Genomic DNA, 13,256 nt, shown 5'->3' on the forward strand with positions numbered 1-13,256 from the left:
AAAAAAAAGAAAAAAAAATTATTTTTCTATTGATTTTTTAAAAAGAATGTCTAACCTACTGTAAATCGATGATACAGAAATGAAAAAAAATCTAAATTTTTTAAGTATCACATTATCAGTGTGTTGAATAGATTATTTTTTTAAAAGCCTGACATTTAGCAGGTTTCTATATCATACTTTTTTATCTTAAAATATTGTTTAGAATTAAACAAAAATATAACATAAATTGATGGCTGTTAAAAAGAATTTAATGATCTTTTATTACATCAATAAAATCAGCTAGTTAATAGGTTTTAGTTTAACTATAATTGAAATGGTTAAGTGAAAGGCTAATCCTCGGGTGTTATTTTAATAATAAAGGCATCCGGGAAATCGGCTTTAATTCTTTTAAGTTTTCTTATAATTTCTTTATAGTTCTGAGTATCTTCCAAGGTATATTTAAATAGACCATTATAATATATTTCATCAATTTTCTTGTATCCTTTGAAAATTGAGTCATTCAGATCGACTTGCGCTTTGGAAGAAAGAATTTGAACTCTATAATGAGTTTGTTTCTCCTTGTCTAATTTTTTCTTGGTTTTATTAGAATTCATATATACCGTTTTCCCGGTATCGAATAAGGAGAAGTGCATGTATTTTTTAGGATTGTTTTTTAAATCAATTAACAAATTTGTCAAGCTATTCGAAGCAGCTTCTAAATTCATATACAATGTATCATTGTTTATCAACATTCCCATTGATCCTTGTCCGGAATTAATTTTTTGCAATATTTCGTTGGATTGTTTTAGAGTTAGCTTTGCATTGTTAATGGTTTGTGCAATTTCTACAGCTTTTAATGAATCACTAATAGATGAGAAATTGGTAAGGATATTTGAAATGTTTTTATTGTTCTCCTTCAAATTTGTTGTAATGGAATCAACATTGGAAATGATATTTTCCATATGAGTTTTCTGGCCAGTAACTATGGTGTCCAAAGTTCCTGATGTGTTTTCAAGTTTCTTAAAGGTTTGTTCAATACTTCCAAAGCTTTTTGTGAGATTTTCACGAGTATCCTTATTAAAAATGTATTGTATAACCGATAGAACTGAGTCGACACTAGACATTAGGTTCTCTGCTTTTCTTTTTAAAGGCAGCATTTGCATACTTACCTGTTCTTTTAAATCGCCTTCGATACTACCAAGTAATGTGTCGCCAGTGCTTAAGGTTAATTTTGAATTACCAGGGATCAATTGTATCTCTTTTGTTCCCATGATATCTGAGCTCACAATTCTTGCTTCGCTATCCTTAGGTAATTGGAATTCGTCTGAAATGGAAAATTCAACGATCAGATTATCTGCACTTGAACTAAATTGTATGGATTTAATCTGTCCAATCTTGTATCCTCTTAGCGTAACTGGGCTTGATTTTTTTAATCCGTCAACTCTTTCGTATTTGGCACAAAAACTTTGCTCTGATGACAGCATGTTAAATCCTTTAAGGAAATTTATGCCCCAAATTAAAATTACAATTGCACCTATAACAACTAAGCCAATTATTGAATCTTTTGAAATTTTCATACAAACTGTATTATATAATAGATATTGTACGCAGGAAAAACTGGTTTGTTTAATGTAAAACTAATCATGTTTTTTGAAGTTCCTTCGCTTTTGAAAGAGAAATTCGTTTCCCTTTGTAGAAAGCCACTACAAAACAGTCTTTTATTTTTTTACGTACTGTCTTTTGTAGATTTACTATTTCAGAATAATTTGATGTTGAACCTGTGGTATACTTATAAGTTCCATTTATTTTTCGTTCTGTAATGTTTTTTAAGTTTCTAAAGACTTTAGAGTTTAAAGGAATCTGCTTAATGGATGATTTTAATTGAATGCAATACTCAACTTGTTCAGCAGTATTTTCATGATTCTCAATTTCATTTTCAATTTTTTCCTCATTTTCCTTTTGTTTATGAAGAACAACACTGGTTTGTTCAATCTTGTCTTTGTATGCTCTAAATGCTCTGAAAATTGCACTAGCTAAATAATCTTGTCCTTTTTTAGTTTTTAGAAACTTCTCTTCGGTTGGATTCGAAACAAAGCCTACTTCAACCAAAATAGAAGGCATACTTACTTGCTTAAGTACCCAAAATCCTGCTTCTCGAACACCTCTGGAATGACGTCCCACTCTGTGCTTAAATTGATATTCGGTAAGTTCTGCCATACTAATGCTTTTGTCTCGATTTATGCCTTGCATCAAATTAAAAATAATGTAAGAGGCCGGATTGTTAGGATCAAAGCCTTCATATTTGGTGGACCAATCGTCTTCGTATTGCATAACGGCATTCTCTTTCATCGCTACAGCAAGGTTTTCTTTTGTCTTGTGTAATCCTAAGGTATAAGTTTCTGTACCACTAATCCTGTAATTGTTATTTGCATTGGCGTGGATGGATATAAACAAGTCTGCTTTATTTTTGTTTGCAATTTCCGATCTTTTATTTAGCGGAATAAACACATCTGTCTTTCTGGTATAGACAACATTCACTTCCGGAAAATATTTCTCTATGTATCCACCAAGTTCCAACGCTATATTTAAAACAATATCTTTTTCACGAGATGACTTTCCCAATGCTCCTGGATCTCTTCCTCCATGTCCAGCATCAATAACTACCGTTTTAATATGGTAAGATTGCTCTTGGGCATATAATCCATTTTCAAAACTGCATATAGCTAATAAAAGAATCAACCCAAAGGATGTTCTTGTAAATAATCGTTTTATAATTTTATGGGAGTTAATGTTCATCAGGCAAATTTCATAAAAGAACTTAAAAAATGTTTTCAAGTTCGTTTCGATTAGGGATTATAGTACTTTTATTTGTATTTTTGGCGACTTAAGCACGAACTGCGGTTTAACTAGCAGCACAAAATTAAATCAGAACTTTTCACAAAAATAACAGATATAAATTGCAATTGAAATTACTACAAAAGGTTTTTATTCTTTTCATTGGAACGATAATGCCACTGAACATATTTGCTATTGAGAATTTTAATTACAAAAATTCTAATGACAAGTTACATGCCAACTTTAGCTCTTATGCGCTTGAAAAGATTTTAAAAGAGGAGGTTAGATTACAAAAAGATACACTTGATCTTGCTCAAGATAGTTTGGCGGCTGATTCAACTAAAGCGAAAAAACCACTTTTCGAAACGGTTGTTCAATACAATTGCGATGATACTATAGTTTTTTCATTAACAGGTCAGCAGGTTTTTCTTACCAAAAATGCTTTTGTAAAATATGGGCAGACGGAGTTAAAGGCTTATTATATTGAGCTGGATCTTGAAAAGAAACAAGCTTATGCCTATGGTATTCAAGATTCAACAGGGAATTATGTGTTTACGCCTGAGTTTAAAGATGGATCAGAAGAGTTTTCCTGTAAAGAATTGAAATATAATTTTGATACAGGAAAGGGTTTGGTAAATGAAGTAATAACAGAGCAAGAAGGTGGATTTGTGCACAGTCAAATTACCAAGAAGATAGATGATAAGGTTTTTTATTTGAGAAATGGTAAATATACTACTTGTGATCATGAGCATCCTCATTTTTATGTGAAAATGACCAAGGCAAAGATGATAAAGGATGATAAAATTGTTTCTGGGCCTTTGCATTTGGTTTTAGAAGATGTGCCTTTACCTCTAGGATTGCCTTTTGCAATGTTTCCTTTTAGTTCAACCTATACCTCAGGTATCATAATACCTAGTTATGGTGAGGAACAACGAAGAGGTTTTAATCTGCGCGGAGGTGGATATTATTGGGCAATAAATGATTATCTGGATTTATCGGTTACGGGTGATATTTTCTCCAATGGCTCTTGGGGAACATACGTTCAATCAAAATACAAAAAAAGATATCGATATAGCGGTACTTTGCAAACCGAGTATCACTTTAACAAGTATGGAGACAAAGGTCTTCCGGATTATTACGAAACTACAGACTTTGCAATTCGTTGGAATCACACACAAGATGCAAAAGCAAATCCATACAGAACATTTTCTGCTTCGGTTAATGTTTCTACATCAAATAATGATAGAAATAACTCAATGTCGATTAAGGAGATTACCAATAATCAAAAACAATCGAGTATTGCATATAGTAAGAAATGGGCAGATAGTCCATTTAGTTTGAATGCTAGTTTGCGTCACTCGCAAAATAGTCGTGATACAACCATTTCGCTTACCCTGCCAAATATGTCATTGAATATGACTCAGATTTACCCTTTTAGAAAGAAGGGAAAGAGTTCAAATTTGCGTTGGTACGATAAAATAGGTGTTAGTTATTCTTCTAAATTGGAAAACCGCACTAAGAGTGGAATGAAGGAAAGTGAATTAATGAGTTCATCTTTACAAAAGGATTGGGAGAATGGGTATGAACATAGCATTCCAATTACTACCAATTTTAAGTTGGCTAAAGATTTAACACTTTCTCCTACCTTAAATTACCGAGGAGTGTTGTATACCAGATCTATTCGAAAATCATGGGATCCAGAAGCGGATGGAGGAGATGGAGATGTTCGTGTTGATACCATACAGGGATTTAGGTACGCCCATAATTACTCGACAGGGGCTTCTCTTTCCTTAAGCCCGAAGATTTATGGTATGTATATGTTTAAAGAAACATCAAAAGTGGCAGCTATCCGTCACGTAATGACTCCATCTGTTAGTGTTAGTTATACTCCTGAGATTGGCGTACCGAGAAGTAAATACTACAAGACTTATTATGACCCAATTCAAAAGAGAGATGTGGAGTATTCGATATTCGAGGGAGGTTTGTATAGCACTCCTACAGGAGCTCGAGAGGCTGGGTCTGTTAATTTAAGTTTGGATAATAATATTGAAGCTAAAATTAGAACAGCCAATGATACTACAGGTCTTGAGGATATGAAGAAGGTGAAGATTCTGGAGAGTTTGAAGTTTTCTACTTCATATAATATGTTTGCTGATTCTTTGAATTGGTCTCCTATTAGAATGACCGGTAGAACCAAGATTTTTAATAAAAGATTGGATTTGAATTTCAATGGTACAGTTGATCCTTATAAGTTGAATACTAATGGAACAAGCAAGATTGATGAATTTGGCCCACGTTTAACACAAGCTCTATTGATGTTGGATTTAGTCTTTCGTCGAAGGATTTAAATCCAAATACCAAGAATAATAGTGGAGGTTCTGATGATGATCAACCTGAGAAATGGCGTGACCCTCGATATGTAGACTTTGATATTCCATGGTCGTTTTCGATTGATTATGGATGGACCTATTCGAAACCAACCAGCAGAAAAACCATCAATCAAAATTTAGGTATCAACGGACAGTTTAGTTTAACTCCAAAGTGGAAGGTTAGCTTTTCATCGGGTTATGACTTTACGGATAAAGAAGTAACGGCAACTCAATTCACAATTACAAGAGATTTGCACTGTTGGAAGATGTCATTCAATACCATTCCGTTCGGAACCTATCAGTCCTATAATTTCATGATTAATGTAGATTCATCTATACTTCAGGATTTGAAATACGAGAAGAAGCAAGCTTGGCAGGATATTCAGTTCTAGACAAGTAAAATATAAAGTACAAAATGGAGCCGCAATATTGCGGCTTTTTTTTTTATCCAAGACTCCAATTCTTCAGCATCAAATTTCCTCTTTCTGTCATTATAGATTCCGGATGAAACTGCACACCACATAAATCTAACTCTTTATGTCGTATCGACATGATGACTTCATTTTCATCGGTAGAGGTGATGCTAAGGCAACTTGGAAATTTTTCTCGAGATACAGCCCAGGAATGATATCTGCCCGAGTTAAATGGGTTCGGAATGTTTTTAAAAAGAATTTCGGTAGGTTCTGTAATAATAGTTGCTTTAGGGATTCCATGAATAATTTCAGGTAAATTGTAAATGCTGGCACCGAAATATTCGGCCATATACTGCATTCCTAAGCAAACTCCCAGAATAGCTTTTTGCCCGGCATATTTATCCAGAATTTCTCCCATTACCTTTACCTCTGATGGTAATCCAGGGCCAGGAGAAAAAATAATACGATCGCATTTATCTAATTCTTCCCAATCAACCTGATTGTTTCTCATAACAATGCAATTGTCGCAGTATTGCTCAACAATATGAGATAAATTATAAGTGAATGAATCGTAATTATCTATAATAGCTATTCTCATTAATACTTTTTTCTTTTAACTTAGCGACCGCAAAATAAATGAATTTTTAACAAATACTAATTATTAACTGAAATGAAAAAGTGTATTAATTCAGAAAAAGCGCCAAAGGCAATCGGACCATACAGCCAGGCAGTAGAAGCAAACGGAACTTTATACATCTCAGGACAGCTTCCTGTTGATGTTGCTACTGGTAAATTTGTTGAAGGTGGTGTTAAAGAACAAACTGAGCAAGTAATGAAAAACATTGGTTACATCTTGGAAGAAGCTGGTTATAGCTTTAAGGATGTAGTTAAATCAACTTGTTTGTTGAGCGATATTTCAAACTTTGCTGTAATGAACGAAGTTTATGGTGAATATTACAAAGAAGATTGTCCTGCACGTGCAGCATTTGCTGTTAAGGATCTTCCTCTAGGTGCTTTGGTTGAAATTGAAACCATTGCTGTGAAGTAATTCCATCTACAAAGATATATGAAGGGCTGCCAATTGACGATTGGCAGCTTTTTTTATACCCAGAGCGAAACTGTTAAATATTAATTAATAATCGGTATTAGTTTTTGTCCAATGCCACATATATTGGCAAATGATCCGATGTACCGCCATGATAGGTGTGATACGAATAGGTTCGGTTGGGTTTGTATATTCCAGCTTCCTGATCGAAATACAACAAGCTTTTATCGCCATGAATGGTTAGGCGAGGACTGGTTATTTTTATTCCTTCTCCCTTTAGCATTCCTTTGCTAATGATAATTTGATCGAACATTAGCCAATGTTTTTTGGCAAACAAACTGCCCAATTTCTTTTCGTAAGGAATTGTCGCAAGATTGTAAAACTCGTATGTGCTAATGTTTTTATGCGGTTTGGCATGTAGGTGTTTGCTTATGGATTTGCTTACTGGTAAATCGTTAAAATCACCCATGATAACGATTTTAGCATCTGCATCCTCGCTAAGTATGGTTTTTGCCTTTTGATGCAAACATTCGGCAGCAGCAATGCGTTTGGGGTTCGAAGCTAAAATGCCTTCACCTCTGGATGGCCAATGATTCACAAAAAAATGAATGATGTCATTTTCTATTTTCGTTTTTACATACAAAATGTCTCTTGTGGCAAAATGAGAATTGCCATTCAATTTTACCAGTATTTTTTCGGAAGCTAAAATCTTTACATCTTTTTTGTGGTAGAGTAGGGCTACATCAATCCCTCTTCTGTCAGGACTATCGAAATGTACAAAGCCATACTCTCCTTTGAATGCAGGTTGATAAATCAGATCTTTTAAAACTGTGGCATTCTCAATTTCGGCAACACCAATGGCTATTGGCAATTTGCTATCTTGAATAGATGCGATGGCAGCTGTAATGTGTTCCAACTTGCTTATATATCGATTCTCCGTCCAATGATTGCTGCCATTGGGCAAATAATCATTATCATTCTTTTTCGGATCATTTTTAGTGTCGAAAAAATTCTCAAGGTTATAGAATGCAATGGTGTGTTTGTCTTTTGACATCCGTTTATTCATATCTTAACGATTTTACTGGATCTAGTTTTGATGCTCGGTAGGAATGAGTCAATACTGTTATAATTACCACTATGCTTGCGATAAGAAATGTAAAGATATAAAAGCTCCATTCGATATCCGTTTTTAATGCATAATCTTTTAACCAGATATTCATCGCATAATTGGTTATTGGGATTGAAAGGATGCAAGCAATTGTCACGAATATAATGTTGGTTTTTACAAAAGAGTAGATGATATCCATTTCAGAACAGCCCAAAACCTTTCTGATTCCAATTTCCTTGGTTCTGCTTCGGGCAAAAAAAAGTGTAAGTCCAAATAAACCAAATGAGGCAATAAGCATGGTGAAAAATGCGAATATACTTACAATGGTAAATTTGTTTTTCTCACTCGCGTACATTTGTTTGATAAGATCTTCAACGGTACTTACTTCAAGTTTGGTGTCAGGGGATAATTTGTTCCATGAAGCATGCAAATAGGAGAGAAGGTCTTCTTTTGATTCTTCATGATATTGTATGGCGATTTGAGAAAGGTAATTTTCCGTAATTACAATCATTAATGGTGGAACTTCGGTATGAAAGGAGTGAAGATAAAAATCTTTTACCACACCAATAATTTCGTATGTTTCCAGCTTGTTGCCTATGGCATTTTCTATTCCAAATGCCTTAAGTGCAGTTTCGTTTAAAATACATGCTGATTTGGTATCATTAGCGTTGTTGCTTTTAAAATAACGACCCTCTTTTAATTCTACTCCCATGGTTTCCAAAAATCCAAAATCCACAAAAAAGCCCTCAACTTTTACTTTTTCTTCCTTGTTTTGCTGGTGTGGAAACATCATTGTAGCACTGCTGTAGGATGGTAAGCCGCTAGCAGCACCACCTGCTTTAATGACACTTGAGTGTTGTCTAACTTCATTTAAGAAGGGTTTAAGTAGTTCTCTGTTTCGAACATTTGCCAATAAAACATTCTTGTTGTGAAAGCCGGGATTCTTACTTATGGCAAGTTGGTATTGTGCATTAATCACAAAAGCACAAGCCACAAAAAAACAAAAGATTATTAATTGCAGGATAATTAATGATGAACGTACAAAGTTCTTTTTGTTGCCTTGTACAATCTTTACTTTCAGTATATCCACAACCTTTAATCTTGATAATCCCAAGGCTGTATATAATCCAGCAAGGAAACCAATAAAAATGCTCAAGAAGAGATAAGCTAACAAGTAATAAACCATATTACCTGGTATTATTGGAAGGCTAGTTTCGAATAAATTTTCGGCATAGGGTCTGGCAAGAATCATTAAAAGGATGGCTATGGGTAATACCATTACCGATAAAATAAGCGATTCGGTTAAAAATTGTAGGCTTACTTGTTTGTTAGCTGCGCCAAATGTTTTTCTGATTCCAATCTCTGTAGATCGGTTCGAGGATACGGCTGTTGACAGGATTACGTAATTAATAAGTGCTACAAGGATAATTGCGATAGCTATGGCAATAAATATTTTAATAGAATTCCAATTGCCTTTTAAGTCGTTGGATTGAATATGCTCAGAGTTTAAATAAACATCAGATAGTTTTTGAAGAGAGTAAGCCTTTTGTCCTTTATCTTTCAGGTACTTGCTCTCGAACTCTTTTAGTTGCTTTGTAACTTCCTCTTGATTGCTACCATCGGCTAATTTAATCCAGGTTGTCCAAAAATCTAAATCCCAATTGCTTTCGGCATGTTCGGTGCTAAAATGTTTATTCATTCGTGGAATATTATTTAAGCCATTTATTAAGCAATTAGGTCGAAAGGTTGAATTTTTTGGTAAATCTTTAAAAACAGCAACAACGTTAAAAGCAATTTCTTTTTCATTTATTGTAGCAATTACTTCTTTGCCTACAGCATTACTTGTAGAAAATATCTTTTTTGCCATTGATTCTGAAATGCAGATGGCCTGCAAATCGTCTAATAATTTTCCGTTGTTATAGCCATGTAGTATGGGTATACTAAAAATGTCAAAAATATCCGACTGGCAGCCAAAAACTCTCTTTGTATTAATGCTCTCGTCTTGCAATTGAATGCTAAAAGATCTTGTGTTTTGTAAATTACTTGCTTTCGAAACCTGAGGGATTTCTTCTTTAATGGTTTCGCATAACACGTATGGTGTGCCAGTCATATATGATTTAAAATCGATGTAATGATTAATTACTCTATATACCGACTCCTTGTTTTTATGACATTGATTAAAACTTAGCTGATTAATTACAAAAAGAACAATAATAAATGAGGCTGCCAATGCAATGGAAAGACCAATGGTGTTGATTAAGGTGAATGTAATATTATTCCGCAAGTTGCGAATTGCAGTTTTAAGGTAGTTTCTAAACATTTGGGTTGGGTTTTTGATTTATGCTAAAGCTATATAATAATTTTTAATTTATTATGATATTCAACGTAGAATTTAGTTGTCAAATATTGTTTGCTTGTGTAAGTGTCAGATATGTAAAATATTGAATCCGTTTGGGTTTTTATAGTGATGATCTGATAGTTTGTTATAAGATTCTTTTTAGTTGATTATGAAATGTATCTATTAAAGAATTGGGTAGACTTAAAAATGCTTTAGTATGCCATGTTTATATGTATGCTTGGAAAATAATATTCTTGTTGGTGATAGGTTGAAGATTTGTTTGTGTTGGTTATAGATAGTTGTTGCTTATTAATGAATGGAAATGATAGAATAGTAATTATTATCAAAATAAAAACTAAGTAGCCCCGATGGAAAACTTCAACCGAGCAGCGGAAGATTATAACGGAGTGGTGAAAAACTGTAACCTGATACCGGAACACTGCAACACGCGGGTGGAATAAGGCAACATGTAACTAAAGAATCGCAACCGATTGGTGGAAGATGATAATATGTAGAAGCTTGAGAACAACCGAGTAGTGAGATATCATAACACGATACTACAAAAGATCAACTAGAAGGTGGATAGAGGCAATATAGAGGTGGATCGTATTAAACTATCAGGAGAATGTTTCAATCATTGGTTAAGTGGTATTTATAAGAGAACCACATGAAGCAATATCATGACAGTGAAGTATAAAAGATTCGAGGTAATAGTTTAGTTATGGCATAGAAAATTTTTATGCAGCTTGAAAATCATGAGATATATAATGTAAATCATTTTGAATTTTCTTTAAAGTTTAACTGTAGGTGTAAAAAACAATAGAGATATCATTTGAATAGTAATTATAATATAGGCTTATTTTATTTTTGTTGTGCAATGATAAAATGCCTGTATTTCCAAGTTGATGGCTGTAAAATATTAGTAAATAAGCTATAAGTGGATTTTAATAGATTGCGAAAAAAGTACTGATGTTAAAAAATAATTTTAAAATTATTTGGACATAATAATCTCAGTGTTTAAATTCATACTGCAAATAAAACTTACTTAAATAATATTATAACATGACTAGTACTACAAGACTTTACAACTGTTCCGATGCAGTTTTTGTTAGTTTTTCAAGTCAAATCATAAGTATACTTGAACAAGAACATTCAAAATTTGAATCTTTCTCGACTTACTTTAAGCCGGAATCCTTACAACTAATAAAAGATCAGTATAATGCTGCAAGCAGTATCCCTTCCGATAAGGTGCACATCGATATTCAGGCAAAATCTACCGATAATATTAATAAAGAGGTTGATGAATGTGCAAAGTTGTATCAGCGCTGCAAATTTGATATTGAATTGGTATTTCCGAATGATAAGAACATATGGAATCAGTTTGGCTTTAATGATTACTTGGATGCGCGTAAATCTGCGAAAAACATGTATATGTTTTATTCAGACTTCCAATTCATGGTAAACTTACATAAAGAGGAGTTAATGAAAATTGCCTGGACTGAAGATATGTTTGCCAAAATTGATGAGCGAAAGAATAATTTAAAGGCCTTAATGAATGCTCAGACCAAAAGTATGGTTGAACGTGGTAGAGCAACGGAACAACGGGTTGTGACTTTAAATGTTTTGTATGAAAGTTTGGCGAAGTATGTAAAAGCGGCAAAATATATTTACGAAGGTAATGATGAGATGCTAAAGTGGTTTAAATTTCCGGTTACAACTAATGGTAAAAAGGAAGAAACTACCGAAGAAGTGGTTACAGACGAACAAAATAATGAATAGCTTAAGAATGAAGCTCTGAGGTTCAGCATTTTTGACATGGTTGATTGAGTGTTGAATCCAAACCCCGACTTGGTAACTCGGGGTTTTTCTTTGGCAAAAAAAATCCTCAAACTCCGAAGAGAATGAGGATTACATAAAGGTTCAGCCGTAGTTATTTTTTACTCAAAGTATTTTCAGTTTTTCTGGTATAGGTTAATCTGGCTTGTGGTTTCCAGGTTTTACCTTCGTCGGTTGATACTTTGTTTTCTACGGTAAATTGGTTGTTGTCAATTTGGGTATAGGTAAATTGGCGACACATTCTCGTAGGATTTGCTTTGTCGGAGTAGCTTACCTGTGTATCTTCCATTACCAATACATTGTCTTTTAATTCACCCTGAAACATGTCGAATGTTGATGCAAAATCGTTGAATGCAGCAATTCTGTATTTCTGGGTTCCAGCATCGTATGTAAAGTTAATGCTTAGCTTATTTGGGAAACCATTTTCGTAGCTAATCTGTTCTTGCAACAAGTTGGTCGAAGCAAATTTGATACAAGATTCCGTACTTCCTCGTTCCTGATAGGTACCACGACGTCCCATAAACTCAAGTTTTACATCCCAGTCACCTTCCATAAAAGCCAATTTCGAGATCTCTTTGCGTTTAGGCATCGCAAATAAAGATTTATCGATTTTAGGGTTAAGTTCTACACTCTCGATTTGGGTGATGCGATCGCGTTGCCAAAAAGTGCGTTCAATAAAGAAAGGAACAATAATGCCGTCAACTTCTCTAAAGTCATCAAAATACATTTCGGCTGGCACCGGTTGAGCAAAATCCACCCAAGGCGCTTCACATTTGTACTCAAAATAGGTTTTGGTGTTCAGGTACCATTTTTCCGATTTACCATCCTCACGTGTAAGTTTTAGCACGTACATTTCGTCGCCATCTACATTTTCTTTTCCGATATACTCTACCTGATGACCTTTCTTCTTGTAGTTTAAAAAAGGAGTGAAGAATTCAGCTTTTTGTTTGAAAACATTGGTTTCGCTTGAATTGATGTTTCTTGCATATTCAATCTCTTGCCAAGGATCGATGGTCCAACCGCACTTTCCATTAAATCCTTCGAAAACATGTTTCTCGCCTAAAAACAAATCCGAGTAATAGGCTCCGCATTTTGTTTTGTAGCTTGTAAAGTTCTTTTCAAGACTAAAAGCGGTAAAACGACCCGTTATTTTCAGGGCTTCCACCTTATCCCATTTTTCTGCTCCTCCGTGTGCTTCAATGTGCTTGGCAATAATTTCTTCAGCGGTTTGAGCTACAAGAATACCAGGCGTTAAAAACAAGAAAAACAGAAAGAATACTTGTAGTTTTTTCAGTTTCATTTGGGTATATTTTATTGATTATTTTTTGATTTT

10 protein-coding genes are annotated in these 13,256 nt (G+C 34.1%); 4 read left to right on the top strand and 6 right to left on the bottom strand.

Translation table 11 applies throughout. The annotated features are described in order from the left end of the window. Window positions 1-329 precede the first annotated feature (329 nt). Both JCM15579_RS11030 and JCM15579_RS11035 read right to left on the bottom strand, forming a co-directional pair. The gene (locus tag JCM15579_RS11030) at window positions 330-1,556 is read right to left on the bottom strand and encodes an MlaD family protein (protein ID WP_054719972.1); all 1,227 of its coding nucleotides are present in this window, start codon (window positions 1,554-1,556) and stop codon (window positions 330-332) included. 64 nt (window positions 1,557-1,620) lie between these two features. Beyond that, complete coding sequence (locus JCM15579_RS11035) at window positions 1,621-2,775, bottom strand: N-acetylmuramoyl-L-alanine amidase family protein (RefSeq protein WP_054719975.1); 1,155 nt, start codon at window positions 2,773-2,775, stop codon at window positions 1,621-1,623. Window positions 2,776-2,987: 212 nt separating this feature from the next. Between JCM15579_RS11035 and JCM15579_RS11040 the strand changes: the two genes are divergently transcribed. Together JCM15579_RS11040 and JCM15579_RS21960 are read left to right on the top strand one after the other, a co-directional pair. After that, entirely contained in the window at window positions 2,988-5,162 is a 2,175-nt protein-coding gene (locus JCM15579_RS11040) for a putative LPS assembly protein LptD (RefSeq protein WP_054719978.1), read from the top strand. 287 nt (window positions 5,163-5,449) lie between these two features. Further along, window positions 5,450-5,575 carry a hypothetical protein gene (locus tag JCM15579_RS21960; protein WP_262493513.1) on the top strand — a complete coding sequence of 42 codons (126 nt, stop codon included), beginning with the start codon at window positions 5,450-5,452 and terminating at the stop codon, window positions 5,573-5,575. A gap of 52 nt (window positions 5,576-5,627) precedes the next feature. Here JCM15579_RS21960 and JCM15579_RS11045 read toward each other — a convergent pair whose 3' ends face one another. Then, on the bottom strand, window positions 5,628-6,194 hold the full coding sequence (locus JCM15579_RS11045; RefSeq protein WP_054719981.1) for an anthranilate synthase component II: 567 nt from the start codon (window positions 6,192-6,194) through the stop codon (window positions 5,628-5,630). Window positions 6,195-6,266: 72 nt separating this feature from the next. On the opposite strand from JCM15579_RS11045, the gene JCM15579_RS11050 reads away from it, so the two are divergent. Next, window positions 6,267-6,644 (top strand): RidA family protein, encoded by a 378-nt coding sequence (locus tag JCM15579_RS11050; protein WP_054719985.1) that lies wholly within the window; start codon window positions 6,267-6,269, stop codon window positions 6,642-6,644. 97 nt (window positions 6,645-6,741) lie between these two features. Here the strand turns inward: JCM15579_RS11050 and JCM15579_RS11055 are convergent, their stop codons facing one another. Both JCM15579_RS11055 and JCM15579_RS11060 read right to left on the bottom strand, forming a co-directional pair. Next, a complete protein-coding gene (locus JCM15579_RS11055; RefSeq protein WP_054719988.1) occupies window positions 6,742-7,707 on the bottom strand; it encodes an endonuclease/exonuclease/phosphatase family protein in 966 nt (321 codons plus the stop codon). Next, a complete protein-coding gene (locus JCM15579_RS11060; protein WP_054719991.1) occupies window positions 7,700-10,069 on the bottom strand; it encodes an ABC transporter permease in 2,370 nt (789 codons plus the stop codon). The genes JCM15579_RS11055 and JCM15579_RS11060 overlap by 8 nt, the downstream gene beginning before the upstream one ends. A 1,080-nt stretch (window positions 10,070-11,149) precedes the next feature. On the opposite strand from JCM15579_RS11060, the gene JCM15579_RS11065 reads away from it, so the two are divergent. Further along, the gene (locus JCM15579_RS11065) at window positions 11,150-11,866 is read left to right on the top strand and encodes a hypothetical protein (protein ID WP_054719994.1); all 717 of its coding nucleotides are present in this window, start codon (window positions 11,150-11,152) and stop codon (window positions 11,864-11,866) included. A 151-nt stretch (window positions 11,867-12,017) separates the two neighbouring features. Here the strand turns inward: JCM15579_RS11065 and JCM15579_RS11070 are convergent, their stop codons facing one another. After that, window positions 12,018-13,223, bottom strand: a complete 1,206-nt coding sequence (locus JCM15579_RS11070; protein WP_054719997.1) for a DUF1579 domain-containing protein — start codon at window positions 13,221-13,223, stop codon at window positions 12,018-12,020. Window positions 13,224-13,256: the final 33 nt, after the last annotated feature.

The sequence above is a fragment of the Marinifilum fragile JCM 15579 genome (assembly GCF_001310955.1).
Classification (GTDB): Bacteria; Bacteroidota; Bacteroidia; order Bacteroidales; family Marinifilaceae; genus Marinifilum; species Marinifilum fragile.